The sequence below is a fragment of the Streptomyces sp. NPDC051921 genome (assembly GCF_040680975.1).
Lineage (GTDB): Bacteria > Actinomycetota > Actinomycetes > Streptomycetales > Streptomycetaceae > Streptomyces.
This window is the reverse complement of sequence record NZ_JBFAXU010000007.1, coordinates 42,599-66,418: the sequence shown is the minus strand read 5'-3', so window position 1 is coordinate 66,418 and position 23,820 is coordinate 42,599. Positions and strand designations below refer to the sequence as shown.

At 74.0% G+C, this 23,820-nt stretch carries 24 protein-coding genes and 1 riboswitch; of the genes, 11 read left to right on the top strand and 13 right to left on the bottom strand.

The features are described 5' to 3' along the window. The first annotated feature begins 18 nt into the window (after positions 1 to 18). Positions 19 to 747, top strand: a complete 729-nt coding sequence (locus AB0M16_RS11615; RefSeq protein ID WP_365341443.1) for a ZIP family metal transporter — start codon at positions 19 to 21, stop codon at positions 745 to 747. Positions 748 to 749: 2 nt separating this feature from the next. On the opposite strand, the gene AB0M16_RS11610 is transcribed toward AB0M16_RS11615, so the two are convergent. From AB0M16_RS11610 to AB0M16_RS11580, 7 genes are all read right to left on the bottom strand, one after another. Beyond that, positions 750 to 2,168: a cobyrinate a,c-diamide synthase gene (locus tag AB0M16_RS11610; RefSeq protein ID WP_365341441.1), complete on the bottom strand. Its 1,419-nt coding sequence runs from the start codon at positions 2,166 to 2,168 to the stop codon at positions 750 to 752. Next, on the bottom strand, positions 2,162 to 2,770 hold the full coding sequence (cobO, locus tag AB0M16_RS11605) for a cob(I)yrinic acid a,c-diamide adenosyltransferase (protein WP_365341439.1): 609 nt from the start codon (positions 2,768 to 2,770) through the stop codon (positions 2,162 to 2,164). Before cobO ends, AB0M16_RS11610 begins: the two co-directional genes overlap by 7 nt. Beyond that, entirely contained in the window at positions 2,770 to 4,821 is a 2,052-nt protein-coding gene (locus AB0M16_RS11600; RefSeq protein WP_365341437.1) for a putative cobaltochelatase, read from the bottom strand. Before AB0M16_RS11600 ends, cobO begins: the two co-directional genes overlap by 1 nt. Positions 4,822 to 4,879: 58 nt before the next feature. Further along, positions 4,880 to 6,388, bottom strand: a complete 1,509-nt coding sequence (locus AB0M16_RS11595) for a cobyric acid synthase (RefSeq protein WP_365341435.1) — start codon at positions 6,386 to 6,388, stop codon at positions 4,880 to 4,882. Next, on the bottom strand, positions 6,385 to 7,377 hold the full coding sequence (locus tag AB0M16_RS11590; RefSeq protein WP_365341433.1) for a cobalamin biosynthesis protein: 993 nt from the start codon (positions 7,375 to 7,377) through the stop codon (positions 6,385 to 6,387). Before AB0M16_RS11590 ends, AB0M16_RS11595 begins: the two co-directional genes overlap by 4 nt. Positions 7,378 to 7,410: 33 nt before the next feature. Continuing rightward, positions 7,411 to 7,545: riboswitch (cobalamin riboswitch) on the bottom strand. A gap of 122 nt (positions 7,546 to 7,667) precedes the next feature. Next, entirely contained in the window at positions 7,668 to 7,889 is a 222-nt protein-coding gene (locus AB0M16_RS11585) for a hypothetical protein (protein WP_365341431.1), read from the bottom strand. Positions 7,890 to 7,905: 16 nt separating this feature from the next. Continuing rightward, positions 7,906 to 9,171, bottom strand: coding sequence for an inorganic phosphate transporter (locus AB0M16_RS11580; protein ID WP_365341429.1), 1,266 nt, complete (start codon positions 9,169 to 9,171; stop codon positions 7,906 to 7,908). 337 nt (positions 9,172 to 9,508) lie between these two features. On the opposite strand from AB0M16_RS11580, the gene AB0M16_RS11575 reads away from it, so the two are divergent. Further along, positions 9,509 to 10,636 carry an alpha/beta fold hydrolase gene (locus AB0M16_RS11575; protein WP_365341427.1) on the top strand — a complete coding sequence of 376 codons (1,128 nt, stop codon included), beginning with the start codon at positions 9,509 to 9,511 and terminating at the stop codon, positions 10,634 to 10,636. Positions 10,637 to 10,984: 348 nt separating this feature from the next. After that, the gene (locus AB0M16_RS11570) at positions 10,985 to 12,277 is read left to right on the top strand and encodes a hypothetical protein (RefSeq protein WP_365341425.1); all 1,293 of its coding nucleotides are present in this window, start codon (positions 10,985 to 10,987) and stop codon (positions 12,275 to 12,277) included. A 77-nt stretch (positions 12,278 to 12,354) separates the two neighbouring features. On the opposite strand, the gene AB0M16_RS11565 is transcribed toward AB0M16_RS11570, so the two are convergent. Both AB0M16_RS11565 and AB0M16_RS11560 read right to left on the bottom strand, forming a co-directional pair. Continuing rightward, positions 12,355 to 12,756, bottom strand: a complete 402-nt coding sequence (locus AB0M16_RS11565) for a VOC family protein (protein ID WP_365341423.1) — start codon at positions 12,754 to 12,756, stop codon at positions 12,355 to 12,357. Positions 12,757 to 12,861: 105 nt separating this feature from the next. Continuing rightward, the gene (locus AB0M16_RS11560) at positions 12,862 to 13,752 is read right to left on the bottom strand and encodes a neutral zinc metallopeptidase (RefSeq protein WP_365341421.1); all 891 of its coding nucleotides are present in this window, start codon (positions 13,750 to 13,752) and stop codon (positions 12,862 to 12,864) included. 268 nt (positions 13,753 to 14,020) lie between these two features. Here AB0M16_RS11560 and AB0M16_RS11555 point away from each other — a divergent pair, with 268 nt between their 5' ends. From AB0M16_RS11555 to AB0M16_RS11545, 3 genes are all read left to right on the top strand, one after another. Next, positions 14,021 to 15,619, top strand: a complete 1,599-nt coding sequence (locus AB0M16_RS11555; RefSeq protein WP_365341420.1) for an ABC-F family ATP-binding cassette domain-containing protein — start codon at positions 14,021 to 14,023, stop codon at positions 15,617 to 15,619. A gap of 343 nt (positions 15,620 to 15,962) precedes the next feature. Further along, positions 15,963 to 16,184 carry a helix-turn-helix domain-containing protein gene (locus AB0M16_RS11550; RefSeq protein WP_006123601.1) on the top strand — a complete coding sequence of 74 codons (222 nt, stop codon included), beginning with the start codon at positions 15,963 to 15,965 and terminating at the stop codon, positions 16,182 to 16,184. A gap of 129 nt (positions 16,185 to 16,313) precedes the next feature. Continuing rightward, complete coding sequence (locus AB0M16_RS11545; RefSeq protein WP_365341418.1) at positions 16,314 to 17,123, top strand: enoyl-CoA hydratase/isomerase family protein; 810 nt, start codon at positions 16,314 to 16,316, stop codon at positions 17,121 to 17,123. A gap of 77 nt (positions 17,124 to 17,200) precedes the next feature. On the opposite strand, the gene AB0M16_RS11540 is transcribed toward AB0M16_RS11545, so the two are convergent. Then, positions 17,201 to 17,848, bottom strand: coding sequence for a hypothetical protein (locus AB0M16_RS11540; protein ID WP_365341416.1), 648 nt, complete (start codon positions 17,846 to 17,848; stop codon positions 17,201 to 17,203). Positions 17,849 to 17,937: 89 nt separating this feature from the next. On the opposite strand from AB0M16_RS11540, the gene AB0M16_RS11535 reads away from it, so the two are divergent. The 5 genes from AB0M16_RS11535 to amaP are packed head-to-tail and all read left to right on the top strand — an operon-like array spanning position 17,938 to position 20,169. After that, positions 17,938 to 18,396, top strand: coding sequence for an Asp23/Gls24 family envelope stress response protein (locus tag AB0M16_RS11535; protein ID WP_365341414.1), 459 nt, complete (start codon positions 17,938 to 17,940; stop codon positions 18,394 to 18,396). Between the two features lie 30 nt (positions 18,397 to 18,426). Next, on the top strand, positions 18,427 to 18,618 hold the full coding sequence (locus AB0M16_RS11530) for a hypothetical protein (protein ID WP_365341412.1): 192 nt from the start codon (positions 18,427 to 18,429) through the stop codon (positions 18,616 to 18,618). Positions 18,619 to 18,633: 15 nt separating this feature from the next. Further along, a complete protein-coding gene (locus AB0M16_RS11525; protein WP_365341808.1) occupies positions 18,634 to 18,984 on the top strand; it encodes a hypothetical protein in 351 nt (116 codons plus the stop codon). Then, a complete protein-coding gene (locus AB0M16_RS11520; RefSeq protein ID WP_365341410.1) occupies positions 18,981 to 19,577 on the top strand; it encodes a DUF6286 domain-containing protein in 597 nt (198 codons plus the stop codon). The genes AB0M16_RS11525 and AB0M16_RS11520 overlap by 4 nt, the downstream gene beginning before the upstream one ends. Before the next feature lie 4 nt (positions 19,578 to 19,581). Continuing rightward, positions 19,582 to 20,169, top strand: a complete 588-nt coding sequence (gene amaP, locus AB0M16_RS11515) for an alkaline shock response membrane anchor protein AmaP (RefSeq protein WP_365341407.1) — start codon at positions 19,582 to 19,584, stop codon at positions 20,167 to 20,169. Positions 20,170 to 20,214: 45 nt separating this feature from the next. Here amaP and AB0M16_RS11510 read toward each other — a convergent pair whose 3' ends face one another. From AB0M16_RS11510 to AB0M16_RS11500, 3 genes are all read right to left on the bottom strand, one after another. After that, on the bottom strand, positions 20,215 to 20,970 hold the full coding sequence (locus AB0M16_RS11510; protein WP_365341406.1) for an SDR family oxidoreductase: 756 nt from the start codon (positions 20,968 to 20,970) through the stop codon (positions 20,215 to 20,217). A 140-nt stretch (positions 20,971 to 21,110) separates the two neighbouring features. Beyond that, a complete protein-coding gene (locus AB0M16_RS11505) occupies positions 21,111 to 22,889 on the bottom strand; it encodes a glycoside hydrolase family 15 protein (RefSeq protein WP_365341404.1) in 1,779 nt (592 codons plus the stop codon). Between the two features lie 62 nt (positions 22,890 to 22,951). Further along, positions 22,952 to 23,755, bottom strand: coding sequence for an SURF1 family protein (locus AB0M16_RS11500; RefSeq protein WP_365341402.1), 804 nt, complete (start codon positions 23,753 to 23,755; stop codon positions 22,952 to 22,954). Between the last annotated feature and the right edge of the window lie 65 nt (positions 23,756 to 23,820).

Here is a 23,820-nt window from a genome sequence, read left to right as displayed (position 1 = left end):
ATCCGATAGCAAAGGCCCATGGCTGTAGTCGTCGCGCTCGGCGCGTTCCTCATGACGCTGTTCGGCGGCTGGACGGCCCAGCGCGTCACCGACCGCCGCCACCTCGTCCTCGGCCTCGCCGGCGGACTCATGCTCGGCGTCGTCGGACTCGACCTGCTCCCCGAGGCACTGGAGGCCGCCGGGGAGAAGGTCTTCGGCGTCCCCGAGGCCCTGCTGCTCTTCGTCGGCGGCTTCCTCTTCGCCCACGTGGTGGAACGTCTCCTCGCCGTCCGCCGCGCCGCCCACGGCGTCGATGCGGGGGACCGCGCCCCCCAGGTCGGCCTCACGGCCGCCGCCGCCATGGTCCTCCACAGCCTGATGGACGGCGTCGCGCTCGGCGCCGCCTTCCAGGTCGGCGGCGGCATGGGAGCCACCGTGGCGCTCGCCGTCATCACCCACGACTTCGCCGACGGCTTCAACACGTACACGATCACGACGCTCTACGGGAACGCCCGCCGCAAGGCCGTCGCGATGCTCGTCGCCGACGCCGTCGCCCCGCTCGTCGGCGCAGGCCTCGCGACCCTGTTCACCCTTCCGGAGGAACTTCTCGGCGCCTATCTCGGCTTCTTCGGCGGCGCCCTGCTCTACCTCGCCGCCGCCGAGATCCTCCCCGAGGCCCACCACGAACACCCCGCCCGCACCACCCTGCTGTGCACGGTCGCGGGCGTGGCCTTCATCTGGCTCGTGGTGGGCCTGTCCGGCGGGTGAACTCACCCGCAGCGCTCCACGAAACGCGCGGCGGCGGCCGGCGCTCCCGCCCAATGGGTGTGGACATAACTGGCGTGCACGCCGCCCTGGACGAAGCCCTCGACCCTCGGCTCCGGCTGCCGCAGCCCCCAGGCCGCCTGCGCCCCGGCGCCCGGCTCGATCACGGTCCGGTGGAACTCGTGCCCCCGCATCCGCGTGCCGGCCGCCGCGAGCACGCTGTCGCTCACGGCCACCGCGTCCCGGTACCCGAGCGTCAGACGCGACGACATCCGGGCGTCCGCGTCGAGCACCCCGCACATCGGACGCCCGTCCAGCGTCCGCGCGAGGTAGAGCAGCCCGGCGCACTCGGCGGCGACGGGCGCGCCGGAGGCGGCGAGCTCGGCGACGGCCTTGCGCAGCGCCTCGTTGGCGGACAGCTGCTCGCCGTACATCTCCGGGAAGCCGCCGCCGATGACGAGGCCGCGCGTCCCCTCCGGGAGGGCCTCGTCACGGAGCGGGTCGAACGTGACGACCTCCGCGCCCGCGGCGGTGAGCAGCTCCGTGTGCTCGGCGTACGAGAACGTGAAGGCGGCCCCGCCGGCGACGGCGACGACGGGCCGAGCTGTGGGCACCCGTTTCGCAGGGGCGATGGGGGTCCCCCCGGACGGAGTCCGGGGGAGGGCGGGCACGGCGGAACCACCCGCGTGCAGCGGCCCCCCGACCTCAGCCGACCACGGCGCCGCGCTCAGCTCGGGCGCCGACCGCGCCAGCGCCAGCAGCGCCTCCAGGTCGCACCCGGCCCGCACCTGCTCCGCCTGGGCGGCCACCGCCTCCACCGCCTGCGCCTGCCGCTCCGCGACCGGCACCAAGCCCAGGTGCCGCGACGGCGTCTCGACGGCCGGCGCACGCCGCAGCACGCCGAGCACCGGCACCCCCGACTCCTCCAGCGCCTCCCGCAGCAGCGCCTCGTGCCGGTCCGTGGCGACCTTGTTGAGGATCACCCCGCCGAGCCGCACCTCCGGGTCCCAGGAAGCGAAGCCGTGCACGAGCGCGGCCACCGACCGGGACTGCGAGGAGGCGTCCACGACGAGCACCACCGGCGCCCGCAGCAGCTTCGCCACCTGCGCGGTGGAGGCCAGTTCGCCCTGGCCCGCGGCCCCGTCGTACAGGCCCATCACGCCCTCGACGACCGCCAGGTCGCAGCCCCGCGCGCCGTGCGCGAAGAGCGGCGCGATCAGCTCCGTACCGCACATGTACGCGTCGAGGTTGCGGCCCGGCCGGCCGGTGGCGAGCGCGTGGTAGCCCGGGTCGATGTAGTCGGGGCCGACCTTGTGCGGGGAGACCGCCAGACCACGGCCGGCGAACGCGGCCATCAGGCCGGTCGCGACCGTGGTCTTGCCCGCGCCCGAGGACGGGGCGGCGATGACGAGACGTGCTACCACTCGATGCCCCGCTGGCCCTTCTGACCCGCGTCCATCGGGTGCTTCACCTTCGACATGTCCGTCACGAGGTCCGCGAAGTCCATGAGCTCCTGCGGGGCGTTGCGGCCGGTGATGACGACGTGCTGCTGACCCGGGCGGTCCCGCAGCACCTCGATCACCTCCTGGGTGTCGATCCAGCCCCAGTGCAGCAGGTACGCGAACTCGTCGAGGACGTAGAACGTGTACTTCTCCTCGGCCAGGTCCCGCTTGACCTGCTCCCAGCCCTCGCGTGCCTTCTCCTCGTGCGACTGCTCGCCCTCGGCGACCTCGCGCTGGATCCAGGACCAGCCCTCGCCCATCTTGTTCCAGACGACCGTGCCGCCCTTGCCGGTCTCGCCGAGGGCCTTGAGCGCGTTCTCCTCGCCGACCCGCCACTTGGCGGACTTGACGAACTGGAACACCCCGATCGGCCAGCCCTGGTTCCAGGCGCGCAGCGCCATGCCGAAGGCGGCGGTCGACTTCCCCTTGCCGACGCCCGTGTGCACCATCACCAGCGCACGGTTGCGACGCTGACGGGTGGTCAGTCCGTCGTCCGGAACGACGGTCGGCTGTCCCTTAGGCATTACGCGGCCCTCCTGGCGCCAGAGTGGTTGCCTTGTACGTCCCTGACGAGCCCGGCGATCGAGTCGGCGCGCAGTTCGTCCAGGGTGACGGCGGTGCCGTCCAGTTCACGGGCGAGGTTTCCGGCGAGGCCGAGCCGCACCGGTCCCGTCTCGCAGTCCACGACCACCGCGGCCGTACCGTCGGCGGCGTGCAGGCGGGCCGCGCGCGCGGCCAGCGCCACCGGGTCGGCACCGCCGCCGGTCGCCCGGCCGTCGGTCACGACCACGAGCAGCGGGCGGCGCGAGGGGTCGCGCAGGCGCTCCACGCGCAGCACGTCGTGCGCCTTGAGCAGGCCGGCGGACAGCGGCGTACGGCCCCCGGTGGGGAGCTGCTCGAGGCGGGCCGCGGCCGCGTCCACGGACGAGGTCGGCGGCAGCGCGACCTCGGCGGCCCTGCCCCGGAAGGTGACCAGGCCGACCTTGTCGCGCCGCTGGTAGGCGTCGAGCAGCAGCGAAAGGACGGCGCCCTTGACGGCGCTCATCCGCTGCCGCGCCGCCATCGAGCCGGAGGCGTCGACGACGAACAGGACCAGATTGCCCTCGCGGCCCTCCCGGGTCGCCTGCCGCAGGTCGTCCCGGCGCACCACCAGGCCCGGGCCCGAGCGGCCGCGCGCCTTCTGGTGCGGGGCGGCGGCCTGCACGGTCGCGGCCAGGTGCAGCTTGGTCAGCGTGCCGCGGGGGCGGGTCGCGCCGGTGGTCCGGCCGTGCTCGGTACGGGCCCGGGACCGGCGCCCGGCCGCGCCCTCGCCGAGTCCGGGCACGCTGAGCATCTTCGTACGGAAGGGCTCGGCGGCCTTGACGGCGGCGCGCTCGCCGGAGTCGGCGCCGGCACCGCCGTTCCGGGGCGCGGGTGCGCCGTCGGGGACGTCGGACGGGCCGGACGGGTCGGACGCCTCGGGCGCGGGACCGTCGCCCTGCGGGGGAATGCCACCACCACCCCCACCGCCGGGGCCGTCGCCGCCCGGGCCCTGCGGGTCAGGGTCGTCGTCGGGCTCGTCGTCGCCCTTGAACTGCTCCAGCGTCTCGTCGAGCTTGTCCTGGTCGAGGCCGGGCGCGTCGAACGGGTTGCGCCGACGCCGGTGGGGGAGGGCGAGCAGGGCGGCCTGCCGGACGTCCTCGGAGGTGACCTCCGTGCGCCCGGCCCAGGCCGCGAGCGCGGTCGCCGTCCGGGCCATCACGATGTCCGCGCGCATGCCGTCCACCTCGAACGCGGCGCAGGTCGCCGCGATCTGCAGCAGCACCGCGTCCCCGAGCGTCACCTGCGGCAGCAGCGCCCGCGCGGCGACGATCCGCCCGCGCAGCGCCGCCTCCTCCTCGGCCCAGCGCGCGGCGAACGCCGCCGGGTCGTCCTCGAAGGCGAGCCGCCGCCGCACGACCTCCACCCGCTGCTCGGGCTCCCGGGAGGCCGCGACCTCCACGGTCAGGCCGAACCGGTCCAGCAACTGCGGGCGCAGCTCGCCCTCTTCGGGGTTCATGGTGCCGACCAGCAGGAAGCGGGCCGCGTGCCGCACGGACACGCCTTCGCGCTCGACGTACGAGGAGCCCATGGCTGCGGCGTCGAGCAGCAGGTCGATGAGGTGGTCGTGCAGCAGGTTGACCTCGTCGACGTACAGGATGCCCCGGTGCGCGTCGGCGAGGAGCCCCGGCTCGAAGGCCTTCACGCCCTCCGCGAGCGCCCGCTCGATGTCCAGCGCGCCGACCAGCCGGTCCTCGGACGCGCCGACCGGGAGCTCCACCATCCGCGCGGGCCGCGCCTCCTGCGCCCCCTCGCCGTGCGGGCCGTCCGGGCAGCCCGGGTCGGGCGCGGCCGGGTCGCAGCTGAAGCGGCAGCCGGCGACCACCGCGACCTCCGGCAGCAGCTCGGCGAGCGCGCGGACCGCCGTGGACTTGGCGGTCCCCTTCTCGCCCCGGACCAGCACGCCGCCCACCGCCGGGCTGACGGCGTTCAGCAGCAGCGCGAGCCGCAGGTCGTCCATGCCGACGACGGCGGTGAACGGGTAGCGGGTACTCATCGGGCGGTCACTCCTTCGGGTCGTACGGAGGTCGGGGCGGGCGTCGCGAGCGGGGCGGTCACGGCGCACCCGGCGGCACGAACGGCAGCCCCTCCGGCGCGCCCTTCTCGATCAGGCGGAGCAGCGCGTCCGTGTCGGCGTGCTCCTCGATCAGGTCGCCGAGGCGGTCGAGCTGTTCCTCCCGGAGGGCGCCGAAGGAGGTGTCGGGGGCCGGGACGAAGCGGCGCCCGGCGGCCGCCGCGACCTCGCGGAGGAAGGCGCGGCGGAAGGCGTCGCTCTCCAGGGAGCCGTGCCAGTGGGTGCCCCAGACCGCGCCGACGCGGCAGCCGTCCAGGAAGGGGGCGCCGCCGAGGACCTCCGCGACGCCGTGGTGGATCTCGTAGCCCTCGACCCGCTCGCCGAGCGCCTCGCCGACCGGCCGGGCCAGCGTCTTCTCGGGCGCGAACCGGACCCGTACGGGCAGCAGGCCGAGGCCGTCGACGGTGCCGGCCTTCGACTCGACCTCGTCGTCGATGCGCTCGCCCAGGGCCTGGAATCCGCCGCAGATGCCGAGCACCGGGCGGCCCTCGGCGGCCCGCCGGGCCAGCGCGTCGGCGAGGCCGCGCTCGCGCAGCCAGGCGAGCGCCCTGACGGTGCCGCGGGTCCCCGGCACGACGACCAGGTCGGCGTCGACGAGTTCCTCGGGCCGGTCCACGAAGCGGACGACGACGCCCGGTTCGGCGGCGAGCGCGTCCACGTCGGTGAAGTTGGACATCAGGGGCACGGCACAGACGGCGACGCGCAGCACGTCCGCGCCCAGCGGCGGCGCCACGACCGACTCGCGCACGGCGCCGCGCAGCGAGACCCGCAGGCCGTCCTCCTCGTCGATGCCGAGGCCGTGCGCGTACGGCAGGACGCCGAAGGTGCGGCGCCCGGTGAGGCCGTGCAGCATGTCCAGTCCGGGTTCCAGCAGGGTCACGTCACCGCGGAACTTGTTCACGAGATAGCCCGCGACGAGCGCCTGGTCCTCGGGCGCCAGCAGTGCCGTCGTCCCGAAGAACTGGGCGAACACCCCGCCCCGGTCGATGTCGCCGACCACGACGACGGGCAGCCGCGCGGCCCGTGCGACGCCCATGTTCACGATGTCCGTGCGCCGCAGGTTGATCTCGGCCGGACTGCCCGCCCCTTCGCAGATCACGGCGTCGTACGTGCCCCGCAGTTCCTCCAGGCACGCCAGAACCGGCTCGAAGAGCTCCTTCTGCCGGCCGCCGTGGTAGCCGCGCGCGCTGAGCTCGCCGACCGGCTTGCCCATGAGCACGACCTGGCTGGAGCGGTCGCTGCCGGGCTTGAGCAGCACCGGGTTCATCAGCGCGCTCGGCTCGACCCGGGCCGCCTGCGCCTGCATGGCCTGCGCGCGCCCGATCTCCGCGCCGTCCCGCGTCACGAAGGAGTTGAGGGACATGTTCTGTCCCTTGAAGGGTGCGACCTTCAGCCCCTGCCGGACCAGCCACCGGCAGATGCCGGCCGTGACGACGCTCTTGCCCGCGTCGGACGTGGTCCCGGCGACGAGCAGCCCCCCGCCTCTCATACGTTCCTCCGCTTCCTCAGCGCGCACGCGATGGTCCGGCCGCCCACACAGGCGGCCAGGGTCAGCCAGGTCACCCGGCGGGACAGCCGGACCGCCCGGTCGATGTCGGTCACCTCGACGGCCCGCCCCGTCCCGTTGAGCACGGGCCGGTGCTCGATCCGCCCGCCGTACGACAGGGTCCCGCCGAGCCGTACGCCGAGGGCTCCGGCGAACGAGGCCTCCACCGGTCCCGCGTTGGGGCTGGGGTGCCGCCCGGCGTCCTCGCGCCAGGCCTTCGCCGCCCCGCGCGGGTTCCCGCCGGCGACGGTGGTGAGGACGGCGGTGAGCCGGGCGCCCGGCCAGCCGGCGAGGTCGTCGAGCCGGGCCGAGGCCCAGCCGAAGCGACGGTAGCGGGGGGACCGGTGGCCGACCATGGCGTCCAGGGTGTTCACCGCCCGGAAGCCGAGCAGGCCGGGCACGCCGGCCACCGCGCCCCAGAAGAGGGCGCCCACGACGGCGTCGGAGGTGTTCTCGGCGACGGACTCAACGACCGCGCGGGCCATCGCGGGCCCGTCGAGGGCCTGCGGGTCGCGGCCGACGAGGTGCGGCATCCGTTCCCGGGCCACCTCCAGGTCGCCGGCGGCGAGCGCCCCGCCGATCGCACGGGCCTCGCGCCCCAGGGTCGTACCGCCGACGACGGCCCACACGGAGGCGGCGGTCAGGGCGACGGATGCGGCGCGGCTGCCCCGCAGGGTCCGGGCGGCGAGGGCGCCGAGCGCGACGGTTCCGCCCGCGCAGACGGCGGTGTGCAGGGCGCCCCGGCCGCGGTCGTCGCGCCACAGGACCCGTTCGACCGCACCGGCCGCGCGGCCGAACGCGGCGACGGGATGGCCGCGGCGCGGATCGCCCACGAGCAGGTCGACGGCGAGGCCGGCGGCGGCTCCGTACGCGAACACGCGGGAGGGACGGGGGGTGCGGGCACGGGAAGGTCGGGGGCCGCGGCCGGGCATGGCACTGTGTCCTCACTCAGGGTCCGCGCCCTGGCTCGACGTGACCGGCGGCGAGAGTTCCTGACTCCCGGCCCGTCGGGGCCGGTCACAGTGGCGGGACCGTGCCGGATTCGCACCGGACTTCCTCTGCTTGCCGCCGTAATGGCTTCGGCAGTCCACCACGCTCCGCGAACACCCGTCAACTCACCCTTGACCTGCGTCGCGTCACTGTGCGAAGCACCACAAACACGGCGGCCGGGCGGCCCCGCACCCGTGGTGGGGGGCCGCCCGGCCGGATGGTCCGTCGAGCGTCAGGCGACGATCAGATAGATGCCGTACGCGACGGCCGCCGCGCACAGGGCGAAGCAGAGGTAGGCGCCGGTGCGGGCCAGGGTGGCGGAGCCGCCGTTCGCCGCGGCCTCCTCCTGCTTGCCGAGGCCGACGACACCGAGGGTGAAGAGGGCCACGAGGGCGACGGTGGCCACGAGGCTGACTCCGAAGACGGAGCCGAGAGCTGCCCAGTCGATCTTCATGCTTGGTTCCAGTTCCTTAGACCGCGGCGGCGGGGGCCGGGGGAGCGGCCGGGTCGGTCGGGCCCGGGGCGGGGATGGTGGCCTTCAGGTCCTCGTCCGCGACGGCGGCGACGGAGCCGGCCGGCGGCGGGGTGACGGCCGCGATGGCGGTGGTGACGACACCCGCGGGCTCGGTCCCGGTCTCGACGTCGTTGACGTTGTTGTGGTCGACGACGTGACGACGGGAGAGGAGCCAGATGCCGAGGCAGGAGGCGACCAGGAAGGCCGCGACCGTGTAGACGCCCCAGTCGCCCTGACGGGCGACGTACTCGGCTCCCGCTCCGACCAGGCCGGCGGCCGGCAGGGTCAGGCCCCAGGCGACGAACATGCGGGTGGCGGTCGACCAGCGGACCACACCGCCCTTGCGGCCCAGGCCCGCGCCCATGACGGCGCCGGAGACGGAGTGCGTGGTCGAGAGGGAGAAGCCGAGGTGGGAGGAGGCCAGGATGACCGTGGCCGCGCTGGTCTGGGCGGCGAAGCCCTGCTGCGGCTGGAGGTCCGTGAGGCCCTTGCCCATGGTGCGGATGATGCGCCAGCCGCCGAGGTAGGTGCCGAGCGCGATCGCCGTGCCGGCGGAGACGATGACCCAGACGGGCGGGTTGGAGCCGGGGGCGAGGGTGCCGCCGGCGACCAGGGCCAGGGTGATGATGCCCATGGTCTTCTGCGCGTCGTTGGTGCCGTGGGCGAGGGAGACGAGACCGGCGGAGGCGATCTGGCCGGCCCGGTAGCCCTTCGCCGTCGCCTTCTCGGGCGCGTTCTTGCCGAGGCGGTACGTCAGGCGGGAGGCGAGCATCGCGGCCACGCCGGCGACCACCGGGGCGGCGATCGCGGGGATGAGCACCTTCGTCACGACGACCTCGCCGTTGACGCCGCTGATGCCGATCGAGGCCACGGTCGCGCCGATGAGGCCACCCATCAGGGCGTGGGAGGAGCTGGACGGCAGTCCGACCAGCCAGGTCACCAGGTTCCAGAGGATCGCGCCGACGAGCGCGGCGAGGATGACTTCGGGCTGGATCCCCTCCTCGTTGACCAGTCCCTTGGAGATCGTGTTGGCGACCTCCACCGACAGGAACGCGCCGACGAGGTTCAGCACGGCGGACATGGCCACCGCCGTCTTGGGCTTGAGGGCACCGGTCGAGATGGTCGTCGCCATCGCGTTGGCGGTGTCGTGGAAACCGTTCGTGAAATCGAACACGAGAGCTGTCACGACCACAATCGCGAGCAGCAGCGTGATGTGTTCCATTTACCCAGGCAATCGTTTGACGTCAGTGGCAGGTTGAACGTAGGCAACCTGGGTGAACGGAAGGTGAACTGGGTCGGGCGACGTGGTGTCCCGAATCGAGGTCCGGAGATTCCGCTTCCGGGTCGGACGGACGGGCTGTCCACGATGCGGTCACCGTGCGACCCCGGGTAAACCGTGCCGTTCCGGGCCGGACGCAACGCGCGTAGCTTCCTCCACTCTCGTCCCGTATCGCCCCGTGGACCGCTTCAGTCGCACGGAGGACCCCGAGAACGAGACCCACGTCACTCGAAGGAGCCGCCCGGTGGCAGGTCGCGGGCAGGCTGCCGACACTGGGAGCGTGCGCCCGGCTACAGCGACGGCAGCGGCCGTCACCACAGTGATCGGTCTCGGCGCGGCCGCGGTGGCGGCCGGCCGGTACGCCAGCGACGTCGCCCTCAAGGTGCCCTCCGGGCGCCCCTTCCCCGGCGATCCCAAGCTCACCGTGCACGCCACGGGACCGGGCCGGATCACCCTCACCCGCAGCCTCGCCTCGCTGCGCCCCGGCACGTACGGGATCGAGGCCGACGCCCTGCACGCGGTCGTCGGCCCGGTCCTCGACCGGGTCCCGCACACCGCCGACACCGTCGTGCGCCGCCTCGAACGCGTCGAGCTCGGCACCCTCGGCCCCGGCGTCCGGGTCCGCTTCACCCCGCAGCTGCACATCGGCACCCCCGAGACCGCCCTCGGCCTCTCCTACGAGGACGTCGAGATCCCCGGCGAACTCGGCAACCTGCCCGCCTGGCTGATCCCCGGCGCCCGCTCCACCTGGGTGATCGCCCTGCACGGCCTCGGCACCACCCGTGAGCAGCCGCTCAACCTGGTCCCCTTCCTCCAGCGCCGGCAGATCCCGGTCCTCCTCCCCGCCTACCGGGGCGACGCCGGAGCGCCCGCCGCCCCCGACGGGCTCGGCCACCTCGGCGACACCGAGTGGCGCGACGTCGACGCCGCCATCCGCTACGCCGTCCGGCGCGGCGCCACCCAGGTCGTCCTGCACGGCTGGGGCACCGGCGCCGCCATGGCCCTGCACGCCGCCGCGAGCTCCGGGGTGCGCGACCGGATCCGCGGCCTCGTCCTCGACTCCCCGGTCCTCGACTGGGAGGCCACCCTGCGCAACCTGGCCGCCGCCCACCGGGTGCCGGGCCCGCTGCTGCCGCTCGCGGTCCGCGCCGCCCAGGGCAGGACCGGGCTCCATCCCGACCGCCTCCAGGAGGCCGCCGCCCCCGGCGCGCTGCGCGTCCCCACCCTGCTTTTCCACGGTCCCGACGACACCATCGCCCCCTGGGGCCCCTCGCGGCGCCTCGCCGAGCTCCGCCCGGACCTCGTCACCCTCACCACGGTCAGCGGCGCCCCTCACGCGGCCCTGTGGAACGCGGACCCCCTCCGCTACGAAGAGGCCCTCCGCCGCTTCCTGACCCCGCTCGTCTAGGGCCCGGGAAGGACCCCGCAACGTACCCGGAAAAGACCCGCAAGGGGCCGGAAGGCGCTGCGGCGGGCGCTGCGGACGGGGCGGCGGACGCGGGGTCGCGAACGGGCCCATGAACGGGCCCGTGATGGGCCGCGGAGGCGCCCGGGAGGGCTCCGTTCCACCCGTCCCCGGGCCGGCGCCGGGGGCGAATACCCCTCGGCGCGGCGGCGTTACGGATTCCGATTGGGCTTTCGGGCCGTCAGCGGGAAGACTGCCCCCGTGACGTCTCGAAAGCCCGATGAACCATTGGCGCGCAACTCCAGACTCCGACTCGTCCGTCCGCGGGCCCTCGCCACCGCGCGAAAGGCCGTGACGAACCGGCGCACCCGCCCGGCGCCCCGGCCGCCCGAGGGGACGCCGCCCCGCGCGGAACTGGCCCTCCAGGCCAGGGCCGTGCTCGCCGACGCGGTCCGGATCGCCCGCTGGGCGGCCGTCGACCGGCAGGCCGAGACGGCACCCCCGGACGGCGAACGGGCCGCCGCCGCACTGGATCTGACGCCCGGGCAGGTCAGGGCCGGCTGGGACCGGGCCCGGCTCGCCGGACTCGTCGAGCTGCACGGCGACACCGCCCGCCCCGGTTGGCGGCTGCAGGCCTGGGACCGGGACGACTCCGCCGTGCTGCGCGGCTGGGTCGCCCTCTTCGACGCCTGGTCGCTGGTCCACCCGGCACCGGAGGACGTCGCGCCCGGCGCCGTCGCCGAGGTCGTCGAGGCGGTCCCCCAGGTCCTCTCCCTGCTCCAGCTCTCGGCCGGGCCCGTCGCGGTGCCGAGCCTGCTCGACCTGCTCCGGCAGCGCGTCGACGAGCTGCGCGAGGAGCGCTGCGAGGTCCCGGTCCCCGACGCCGCCGTCGAGCCGGTCCCCGCCGCCGAGGGCCTGCCCCCGCTGCTCGACTGGGCCCTGGAAGGCCTCGCCGCCGTCGGCGCCCTGACCCTCGGGACGACCGCGGAGGGCGGCCAGGCCACCCTCACCCCGCTCGGCAACTGGGCGGTCTGGGTCAAGCTGGAGCAGATCTGCGTCGCCGCCCAGAGCCCGGCCGGCAACATCGAGCAGTCCGCCGAGGACATGCTCCGCGGTTGCGCCCGGCTCACCCCCGGCCCGGCCCGCGACGAGTACCGCGCCTGGCTCGCCGCCCGCACCCTCTCCAGCGCGGTCGCCGAGCTGCTCGCCGTCGCCCGCGGCGAGGACGCCCTGCTGCGAGGTCTCGCCTTCGAGGCCCTGCGGGTCGTCGGCGCCCCGGCCGAGCCCGAGGTGCGCGCCGCCCTCGCGGAACCGTCCCTCCGCCCGTACGCGCTGCTGTGGCTCGCCGAGTACGAGGGCACCGATCCGGACGACGCCCCCGAGGTGCTGACCCGCGAGGAGGCGACCTGGCTCTGGGTGGACACCGCGGCCGCCGTCGCCGACCACGGCGAGAGCGCCCTGCTGGTCCGGCACCTCGACTCCGCCGTCCAGGGCACCGTCCCCGCGCTCCTCGACGAGGTCCGGGCCGTCGGCCACCCCCGTACCGTCCAGGTCCTGGTCGCCCTCGCCGCCGCCCACCCCGACCCGTCCCTGGCGAAGGCGGTCCGCCGGGCGGCCTTCCAGGTCCACACGGGCGGCGCCTGAACCCCACCGGGAGCCGCCCCGCGGCTGGCGCCACCCGGCCGGAGCTCCCCCCGGGGTCGGCGCTCCCCCGGTCGGAGCTAACCCGGGGCGCCGGGGGCGTACGTCCCGAAACTCCAGACGTTGCCCTCGGCGTCGCGGGCCATGTAGTCCCGCGAGCCGTAGTCCTGGTCGGTCGGCGGCATCACGATCTCCGCGCCGTGGGCCACCGCCCGGGCGTGGTGCTCGTCGACGTCGGTCACGCGGACGTAGACCCCGGCCGGGCCGGCACCGGTCATCAGCTTGTCGAACTGGCTGCCGGTGCCCTTGCTGCCGAGCATCACCTTCCCGTTCCCGTAGGACAGCTCGGCGTGCACCACGCTTCCGTCCTCACCCTCGTACACGGCGTCGGCCGTGAAGCCGAAGCCCTCGGTGAGCAGCCGGATCGCGGCCTTCGCGTCCTCGTACGTCAGCGTCGGACAGATGTCGGGGGACTCGGCCATCCCGATCACTTCCTCTCTACTGCGGTGTGATCCAGGTCTCAGTCGCAGTCGCCGCTGACCGGGCCGGGGACCGACGGCGCCCGGGACCGCCGGCCCGCTCCACCCTCAGCGGAAGGTGTTGCAGCGCGCCACGTCGCCCGTGGTGTAGCCGGTGCGGAACCACTGCCGGCGCTGCGCCGCCGAGCCGTGCGTCCAGTTCTCCGGGGTCACCCGGCCCTGGAACCGCTCCTGGATCCGGTCGTCGCCCACGGCCGACGCCGCGTCCAGGCCGTCGCGGATGTCGTCGTCCGTGAGCCGGGTGAGCAGCGGGCGGCCCGTCCGGTCGTCGGGCGTCGTCGTGGCGTGCCGGGCCCAGACGCCCGCGTAGCAGTCGGCCTGGAGCTCGACCCGCACCGCGGGGGAGTTCGCGCCGGTCCGGCCGTCCTGGGCGCGGGCCAGTGTCCCCGTCAAGTTCTGCACGTGGTGGCCGTACTCGTGTGCCACCACGTACGCCTGCGCGAAAGGCCCGCCGGTCGCACCGAACGTGGTGCGCAGCTCGTCGAAGAAGCCCAGGTCCAGATAGACCTGCCGGTCACCGGGGCAGTAGAACGGGCCGACCGCCGAGCTCGCCGTGCCGCAGGCGGTCGGGACCTGCCGGCTGAACACCACGGTCGACGCGTCCGCGTACCGCCCGCCCCGGCGCGCGTACTCGGCCCGCCAGAAGTCCTGCACGCTGTTGACCACCGCCACGATCCGGCACTCCTCGCGGGCGTTCGCGTCCGCGCCCGTACGGCAGTTCCGGTCGACCTCGGCGGCCGACGAGGCGGTCGCGGCCGGCTCCTCGCTGCCGGAGGACAGACCCAGCTGTTCGGGTCCCACCCCGAAGAACAGGCCCAGGATCAGGGCGATGACGCCGATGATCCCGCCGCCGACCGTGGCCCTGCCGCCCGGGACACGGCTGCCCCGGACGTCCTTGACCTCCGAGGTGTCCAGGTTGGCGTCGTCGTCGAACTGCATGGCCACCGCCCTCCGCTTTCCTGCCGAGTATTGATCGATTCGGCGGAGGTCACCCCTTTTGGGGTGGCATGCGTGGCATGCCGATTTCGTCGCAACATGGGGGTCATGTCGCGAAGGGTGTGAGATGCGGCACCTGTGATCCGTGGCCTAAAAGCATTTGCGGCCGCCCGTTAGACTGGCCGCATGGCCATTCTCCCCGTGCATTAGCGGCGTCGAAGCCCCCACTCAGCCGTCCTTCCGCCGTTACCCATCGCCCTGGAGTCTGTCCGTGATCACCGCTTCCGGCATCGAGCTGCGCGCCGGCGCCCGTGTCCTCATCGAGTCCGCTTCGTTCCGCGTCGCCAAGGGCGACCGCATCGGCCTGGTCGGCCGCAACGGAGCGGGCAAGACCACCCTCACCAAGTGCCTCGCGGGCGAGGGGCAGCCCGCCGGCGGCACGATCACCCGCTCCGGCGAGGTCGGTTACCTGCCGCAGGACCCCCGCACCGGCGACCTCGACGTGCTCGCCCGCGACCGGATCCTGTCCGCCCGCGGGCTCGACGTGCTGATCCGCAAGATGCGGCAGAACGAGGAGCGCATCGCCACCGGTGCCGGCGCCACCCGTGAGAAGGCCCTGCGGCAGTACGAGCGCCAGGAGACGGAGTTCCTCACCAAGGGCGGATACGCGGCCGAGGCGGAGGCCTCCACCATCGCCGCCGCCCTCGGCCTGCCCGACCGCGTCCTCGGCCAGCCGCTGCACACCCTCTCCGGTGGTCAGCGCCGCCGTATCGAGCTGGCCCGCATCCTCTTCTCCGACGCGGACACCCTGCTCCTCGACGAGCCCACCAACCACCTCGACGCCGACTCGATCGTCTGGCTGCGGGACTACCTGAAGACGTACCGCGGCGGGTTCATCGTGATCTCCCACGACGTCGACCTCGTCGAGACCGTGGTCAACAAGGTGTTCTACCTGGACGCCAACCGCTCCGCCATCGACGTCTACAACATGGGCTGGAAGCTCTACCAGCAGCAGCGCGAGGCCGACGAGAAGCGCCGCAAGCGCGAGCGCCAGAACGCCGAGAAGAAGGCCGCCGCGCTCAACTCGCAGGCCGACAAGATGCGCGCCAAGGCCACCAAGACCGTCGCCGCGCAGAACATGGCCAAGCGCGCCGAGCGGCTGCTGTCCGGCCTGGAGGCGGTCCGCGTCTCCGACAAGGTCGCCAAGCTGCGCTTCCCGGAGCCCGCGCCCTGCGGGAAGACGCCGCTCACGGCGGAGGGCCTGTCCAAGTCGTACGGCTCGCTCGAAATCTTCACCGATGTGAACCTCGCGATCGACAAGGGCTCCCGCGTGGTCATCCTCGGCCTCAACGGTGCGGGCAAGACCACCCTGCTCCGGCTGCTCGGCGGCGTCGAGCAGCCGGACACCGGCGAGGTCACCCCCGGCCACGGCCTCAAGCTCGGCTATTACGCCCAGGAGCACGAGACCCTCGACCCCGAGCGCACCGTCCTGGAGAACATGCGCTCCGCCGCCCCCGACCTCGACCTCGTCGAGGTGCGCAAGGTGCTCGGCTCCTTCCTGTTCTCCGGCGACGACGTCGACAAGCCGGCCGGGGTGCTCTCCGGCGGTGAGAAGACCCGGCTCGCGCTGGCGACCCTGGTCGTCTCGGCCGCGAACGTGCTGCTCCTCGACGAGCCGACCAACAACCTGGACCCGGCCAGCCGCGAGGAGATCCTCGGCGCGCTGCGCACGTACAAGGGCGCGGTCGTGCTGGTCACCCACGACGAGGGCGCCGTCGAGGCGCTCGACCCGGAGCGGATCATCCTGCTCCCGGACGGCGTGGAGGACCTGTGGGGCGCCGACTACGCGGACCTGGTCGCCCTGGCCTGAGCCGGCGAGCGGGTCGGGTGATCACCTCGGGCTGGATCATTCGGCTCATGGGTGATCCTTCATCTGAGTGAGTGCGTCTCGTACCCCCGGCGCGGGCCCTGCGGAATCCTTCCGTCAGGGCCCGCGCCGTACTCGTGTTCGCGTAGGGGCGCTGACCTGCTACTTCCCGGGGGAGTCGGGGGAGCGGCGGGTTTCCGGCCGCGCGGAACGATCAATTCCGGTCGTGGCGGTCCAGGGCGCTCGGTCCAAGCGAATGGCACGGACCTTGTCGAATGGGTGGCCAGGACGTCCGGGAGGGGTGATCATGAGAAGTCCAGAGCGCACTTCCCATGAGGAGGCACGGGTGGCCGAGACTCTGAAGAAGGGCAGCCGGGTGACCGGCGCCGCGCGCGACAAGCTCGCGGCAGACCTGAAGAAGAAGTACGACTCCGGTGCGAGCATCCGGGCGCTGGCCGAGGAAACCGGCCGCTCCTACGGATTCGTCCACCGGATGCTCAGCGAGTCCGGAGTCACGCTGCGTGGACGCGGCGGAGCGACACGGGGCAAGAAGGCGGCCTCGGCCTGACATCGGGGCGGCTCGATCGGTCCACCGGGTCTTTCGGTGGCCACCCGGTCGGTCGTGTGGCCGGCCGGGTGGTTACTGTGCAGTCACTTAGCATCGGATGCAGTGCTGCACCGGAACCGGAGGCGCCCCATGACTTCGCTCCACGACTCTGAGCACGAAGAGCTCGTTTTCGACAAGGACGGTGTACGGCTCACCGTCGAGGACGCCGTTGCCACGGTGACCCTGACCAATCCGGCGAAGCGCAACGCCCAGTCTCCCGCTCTGTGGCGGGCGTTGACGGAGGCCGGCCGGTCGCTTCCGGGCAGCGTGCGGGTCGTGGTCCTGCGCGGTGAGGGCAAGTCCTTCTCCGCGGGCCTCGACCGGCAGGCGTTCACGCCCGAGGGCTTCGACGGAGAGCCGTCCTTCCTCGATCTCGCGCGTGGTTCCGACGAGGACCTCGACGCGGTCATCGCCGAGTACCAGGAAGCGTTCACCTGGTGGCGCCGCAGCGACATCGTGTCGATCGCGGCCGTCCAGGGGCACGCCATCGGCGCGGGCTTCCAGCTCGCGCTCGGCTGCGACCTGCGGGTCGTCGCCGACGACGTGCAGTTCGCCATGCGCGAGACCAGCCTGGGCCTCGTCCCGGACCTGACCGGGACGCACCCCCTCGTCTCCCTCGTGGGTTACGCGCGCGCCCTGGAGATCTGCGCCACCGGGCGGTTCGTCCACGCCGAGGAGGCCGAGCGCATCGGCCTGGCCAACCTCGCGGTGCCCGCGGCCGACCTCGACGGTGCCGTACGCGACCTGAGCGCCGCGCTGCTCGCGGCCCCGCGCTCCGCCGTCATCGAGACCAAGGCCCTGCTGCAGGGCGTCTCCGGGCGCTCGTACGAGGAGCAGCGGGTCGCCGAGCGGGCCGCGCAGGCGCGGCGGCTGCGCGACCTGGCCGGCCTCGGCGACTGAGCCGCCCCGGACCAGTCGGCGCAGCTGCGGCACCGCACCGGACCTGTCGGAGCAGCTCCGACGCCGCTCCGGACCTGTCAGCGCAGCTCCGACACCAGCACCGTGACCGCCGTCGCCCCAGGGGTGGCGGCGGTCACCGCTGTCCGGACGGCGCGGACGACGTCCAGGGCGCGACGGCCCGCGGTGACCGCCAGCTCGATCCGGAGCCGTCCGTCGTCCTGGTGCACGGGTGAGCCGAAGGCGTCGGTCAGCGCCGCGACACCCGGGACCGCCAGCGCGGCGAGCGCGGCGGCGGAGTCGGGGGCCGGCGGCGTCGTTCGCCCGGGTGGCGGAGCGGGGGGCGCCGAATCCGGAGCGGCGTCGAGGAGCTCCGTCACCCGCAGGTTCACCGCGTCGACCGCGAGCCCGAGCGTGTCCTCCGCCGTCCCCAGCAGCGCGGCCCGAAGCCGTTCCGCCAGCGCGGGCAGGGGGCGACCCGCCACCGCCCCGAAGTCCAGCGAGATCTCCAGGAGTCCGGGCGGCAGGCCGCCCGGCGGCACGGAAAAGGGGGTCCCGGCCTCCTCGGCGAGCCGGAACCGCGGGCGCCCGGGCACCACGCCCCGCACCCCTTCCGCGGCCGCCACGAGCAGTGCCCGCACCGCGTGCTCCGCGATCCACGCGCCGTCCGCCGCGCCGCCGAGCGGCAGCAGCCGATCCGTCGTGCGCCACACCTCAGCCGTCGTCATTGCTCCAGCCTGCCGCATACCCGGCGCAAGACAGGGCAACCGGCCGTAGTGTGAGCAAATGAGATGAAAGCGGATGAAAGGGAAGGCTGATGATGGCCGACAGCCCGCGTTCCGAACAGCAGAACCCCGCCCCCGTGAAGCGCGGGGGCGGCGATCCCGCCGCCCGCGGGCGCACCACGATCGCCGACGGCGTCGTCGAGAAGATCGCCGGCATGGCCGCCCGTGATGTCGTCGGCGTCCACGCCATGGGCAGCGGCTTCTCCCGCACGCTCGGCGCCGTCCGGGACCGGGTACCCGGCGGCGGGACGAAGTCCGGCGTCACCCGGGGCGTCAAGGCAGAGGTCGGGGAGTTGCAGACCGCGCTCGACCTGGAGATCGTCGTCGACTACGGCGTGTCGATCTCCGAGGTGGCCGGCGCCGTCCGGGAGAACGTCATCGCCGCTGTCGAGCGCATGACCGGCCTGGAGGTCGTCGAGGTCAACATCGCCGTCAGCGACGTCAAGCTGCCGGAAGAAGAGGAAGAGGAGCCGGAGACCCGGCTCCAGTAACCGAAGGCGGTAGGGCGGAAGGGGCTCAGCATGAGCATGGCGGTGGTCGGCCTGGTGGCCGGCATGGCGCTCGGCTTCGCCGGGTACTTCGGCGGCTTCGGAGCATTCGTGCTGGTCGCGGCTCTCGGCGCGATCGGCTTCGTGGTCGGGCGGTTCCTGGAAGGGGACCTGGAGCCCGGCGATCTGTTCCGAGGCCGCGACCGCGGCGACCGACGGCGGTGACCGCGGGTGCCGGACCTGGTGAAGGACCGGGTGGGGGCGGCCACCCGGGGCGCGACGACGATCGCCGACCGGGTCGTCGCGAAGATCGCCGCCCAGGCGGCGCGCGAGGCGATCGACGCGGTGCCCAAGGAGGGTTCCGCGCCGCACGCCTCGGTGGTGGTGCACCGTGACGTCGCCCGGGTCTCGGTCACCCTCGAACTCGACTACCCCGCCGACATCGGCCGCCAGTGCGGCGCCGTCCGCGGACGCGTCCGCACCCGGGTGGAGTCACTGGTCGGCATCGAGGTCCACGAGGTCGCCGTCCACGTCGAGCGGCTGCACTCCGTCCACACCGCCCACGACCACAGACGGGGGCGCCTGAAATGACCACCGAGACCGGCCCCGTCCCCGAGGACGACGCGCCGCCCCCCGCCCAGGCCCCTCGACGCTTCTGGGCCGTGCGGCGGATCCCCGCCGCGCTCCTCGCCGCCGTCCTTCTCGGCGGGACCGGACTGCTCCTCTACGACGTGGCCGCCGTCCGCGCCGAGCACACCGCCATGGCCTGGCGCAGCTCCCTCGCCGACGACCTCGCCACCCGGCCCCTCGACAACGCCTGGGTGCTCGCCAGTGCCGCGCTCGCGGTGGTGCTCGGACTGTGGCTCCTCGTCCTGGCGGCCACCCCGGGCCTGCGGCAGGTGCTGCCCATGCGGCGCGAGCACGCCGACGTACGGGCCGGGCTGGACCGGGACGCCGCCGCGCTGGCGCTGCGCGACCGGGCCATGGAGGTGTCCGGTGTGCAGTCGGTGCGGGTGCGGATGGGCCGGGCCAAGGTGGGGGTCCGGGCGGTCTCCCACTTCCGCGAACTCGACGTGGTCCGCGCCGACCTGGAGACCGTCCTCGGCGTCGGCATCGACGAACTGGGGCTCGCCCACCCGCCGGCCCTGACGGTGCGGGTGGCCCGGCCGCCCAGGAAGGGGTGACGCGGTGACCGTCGTGCTCCGGCGCGTCAACCGGATCGTGCTGGCCCTCGTCGGCCTGCTGCTCGTGGTGGGCGGCGGCGCCGTCCTGGCGGCCGGGTTCGATCTGCCCGTGCCCTCCTGGTGGCCCTGGTCCGGGCCGGGCGACGTGCTGCTCACGCGCTCCCAGCGCCAGCACTGGCGCGCCGAGAGCTGGTGGTGGCCGGTGGTCATCGCCGTGCTCGGGGTCGTCGTGCTGCTCGCCCTGTGGTGGCTGATCGCCCAGTTCCGGCGGGCCCGGCTCCGCGAGGTCCTCGTCGACAGTGGCGACGGCGAGGAGGCCGTGGTGCGCGGCCGGGCCCTGGAGACCGTCCTGGAGGCCGACGCCGCCGCCCAGGAGGGCGTGGCCCGGGCCCGGGTGGCGCTCACCGGTCGGCGCACCGCGCCGCGGACGAGGGTCGCGCTGCTCCTGGAGCCGTACGCCTCCCCGGCCGACGCCCTGACCGCGCTGTCCGCGCAGGCGCTCGGCAACGCGCGTACGTCCACCGGGCTGCCCGCCCTGCCCACCGAGGCCCGGCTGCGCGCGGTCAAGCACCGGGCCCGGCGCGTGACCTGAGCGGGAGGAGACCCCGGGGCCTGTCCGGCCCTCGCCGGACACGACCTAGAAGCCGCTCCGCGCCCCGCCGTCCACCGGGAGCATCACGCCCGTGAGGTACGAGGCGGCGGGGGAGAGCAGGAACGCGGCCGTGCGCCCGAACTCCTCGGGGGTGCCGTAGCGGCGCAGCGGGATCCGCGCCTCGTTGGCCACGCGGGTCGCGTCCGCGTCCCCGGACAGGCCGTCGAGGTAGCGCACCCGGTCGGTGTCGATGCGGCTCGGCAGCAGGCCGACGACCCGGATGCCGCGCGGGCCCACGTCGTTGGAGAGGGACTTGGCGAAGCCGGCCAGACCGGGGCGCAGGCCGTTGGAGATGGCCAGCCCGGGGATCGGCTCGTGCACCGACCCGGACAGCACGAGGCCGATGACCCCGCCCTCGGTCAGCCTCTCCGCCGCCTCGCGGGCCAGCCGCACGGCGCCCAGGAAGACCGTGTCGAAGGCGGTCGCCCACTCGTCGTCGGTGTTGTCGGCGCCGAAGCCCGGCGCCGGGCCGCCCACGCTGATGAGGATGCCGTCGAAGCCGCCGAACCGGGACCGCGCCTCCGCGACCAGCCGGGCCGGGGTCGCCGGGTCGGCGTTGTCGGCGGCGATTCCCGCCGCGTTCGGGCCGAGTTCGGCCGCCGTCTCGGCGACGGTCTTCTCCTCGCGCCCGGTGAGCAGCACCTTCGCTCCCTCGGCGAGCAGCGCCTCCGCCGAGGCCCGGCCGAGCCCCCGGGTCGCGCCGGTCACCACGTACACACGGTCCTTCAGCCCAAGATCCATGGCCCGATTCTAGGTCGCGCGCCCAGCGCCGCAGGAAGATCCGCACCGCGGGCGTTCACCCGCGACGTGGCCACCGGCCGTGCCGTTCCGGTCCGCCGACGGGGACCGCTGGGGGGCGCCGTGCCGCCGCGTCAGGGCGCTCAGGGGTCCTCCGCGGCCAGTTCGACCGCGGTGCCCACGAGCCCGATGTGACTGAAGGCCTGCGGGAAGTTCCCGAGCTGCCGCCCGGTCGCCGGGTCGTACTCCTCGGCGAGCAGCCCCACGTCGCTGCACAGTCCGACGAGCCGCTCGAACAGCTCGCGCGCCTCCTTCACCCGGCCGGTCATCCGCAGCGCGTCCGCCAGCCAGAACGAGCACACCAGGAACGTGCCCTCCTGCCCCGGCAGGCCGTCGACCGAGGCGCCCTCCGTCGAGTAGCGGCGTACGAGACCGTGCTGCGTCAGCTCCGCCCGGACCGCGTCGACCGTGCCCGTCACCCGGGGATCGTCCGGCGGCAGGAAACCGACCCGCGGGATCAGCAGGGTCGCCGCGTCCAGCTCGACCGAACCGTAGGACTGGGTGAAGGTGTTCCTGACCGGGTCGTAGCCCTTCGCGCACACCTCCGCGTGGATCGCGTCCCGCAGCGTCCGCCAGCGCGCCGCGTCCCCCGGCAGCGAGGGGTCGTCCTCCAATGTGCGCACCGCCCGGTCGGCCGCCACCCACGCCATCACCTTGGAGTGCACGAAGTGCCGGCGCGGCCCCCGCACCTCCCACAGCCCCTCGTCGGGCTCGCGCCAGGTCGACTCCAGGAAGCCGAGCAGGCTCAGCTGCAGGTTCCAGGCGTGCCGCTGCGCCGGGATCCCGGCCTCCCGCGCCCGGAAGAGGGAGTCCAACACCTCTCCGTACACGTCCAGCTGGAACTGCTCGACGGCCGCGTTGCCGATCCGTACGGGCGCCGAGTCCGCGTAGCCGCGCAGCCAGGGCAGGGTCATCTCGGGCATCCGGCGCTCCCCGGCGGGCCCGTACATGATCTGCAGGTCGGCCGGGTCGCCGGCCACCGCGCGCAGCAGCCAGTCGCGCCAGGCCGCCGCCTCCTCGTCGTACCCGGCGGAGAGCAGGGCGTTGAGGGTGAGGGAGGAGTCGCGCAGCCAGCAGGCCCGGTAGTCCCAGTTGCGCACCCCGCCGAGCTCCTCCGGCAGGGAGGTGGTGGGGGCGGCGACGATCCCGCCGGTCGGTGCGTAGGTGAGCGCCTTCAGGGTGATCAGGGAGCGCACCACCGCGTCCCGGAAGGGCCCCTCGTACGTGCAGCGGGCGGCCCACGCCCGCCAGTCGGCGAGCGAGTGCTCCAGGGCGTCGAAGGGGTCCACCAGCTCGGGGCGCGGTTCGTGGGAGGGGTGCCAGGTGAGCACGAAGGCGACCTTCTCGCCGGCGGTGACGGTGAACGCCGAGCAGGTCGCGAACTGCTGGCCCCAGGTCTTCACCGGCGGATCGCTGCGCAGCCAGGCCGAGTCGGGCCCGGCGACCGCCACCCGGTGCCCGTCGGAGCGGCGCATCCACGGCACGATCGAGCCGTAGTCGAAGCGCAGCCGCAGCACCGCGCTCATCTCCACGTGCCCGCTGACCCCTTCGACGATCCGCATGACGTCGGGGGCCTGGTCGCGCTGCGGCATGAAGTCGACGACCTTGACCGTGCCGGTGCGCGTCTCCCACACGGTCTCCAGGACCAGGGTGTCCTCGACGTAGCGGCGGCTCGTGCAGGTCGTGGCGCCCTTGGGGGCGATCCGCCAGTGCCCGTTGTCCTCGTCGCCCAGGAGGGCGGCGAAGCAGGCGGCCGAGTCGAAGCGGGGCAGACACAGCCAGTCGATCGACCCGTCGCGGCCGACGAGTGCGGCGGTCTGGAGATCCCCGATGAGGGCGTAGTCGTCGATACGTTGCGTCACGCTTTGGGCTGTTCCCGGAAGCGGCGACGGTCAATCAGGTCCGGGCGGCGGCGCGGACGGGTTCAGGCGGTCGCCCCGGCGGGCTCGGGGGTCCCCTCCGACGCCTCGGCCTCGCCGGCCGCGGCCTCCCGGTCGCGCCTCTCGCGCCGCACGAGGACCACCCAGCCGACGGGAACGCCGGCCGAGAAGAGCCACCACTGCACGGCGTACGCCATGTGCGCGCCGATCGAGTCGTGGTCGGGGTCGGGGATCAGCTCGGGAGCGCCGCCGGCCGGCTCGGGGGCGGTCTGCTCCAGGTAGCCGCCGAGGACGGGGCGGCCGACGAGCTCGGTCTGCTGGGCGCTGTTGATCAGCATGACCTGACGGTCCGGCAGGCCCTTGAGGTCCTTGATGCCGCTGGCGCCGGTGGTCTCGTCGGTCATCAGCCGGCCGGTGACGGTGACCTCGCCCCGGGGGGCGGGCGGCACCTCGGGGTAGGCGCGCTGGTCGGTCGCCGCCTCAATCCAGCCGCGGTTCACCAGGACGACCTTGCCGTCCTTCAGCACCAGCGGGGTCAGCACGTGCACGCCGACCCGCTCGTCGGACGAGACCCGCCGGCGGACGACGACCTCGTGCGCGGTGTCGAAGGTGCCGGTGGCGGTCACGTGCCGCCAGTAGTCGGCGCGCGGGACGGTGTGCCCGGGGGAGGTGAGCTCCTCGACGGGGACGGGCTTCGCCGTGAGGTTGTCCGCGATCAGGGTGTTCTGGGCGACCCGGCGCTCGTGCCGGTGGAACTGCCAGAAGCCCAGCTCGATCATCACGGGGATGAGGACGAGGGCCAGGAGGGTGAGGATCACCCACTGCCGGGACAACAGGAAGCGGTACACCCCACGACCGTACATCCGAGGCCGTGGGGTGACCGCACGGGGGTTCCGGTCACCGGGGTGAGCGA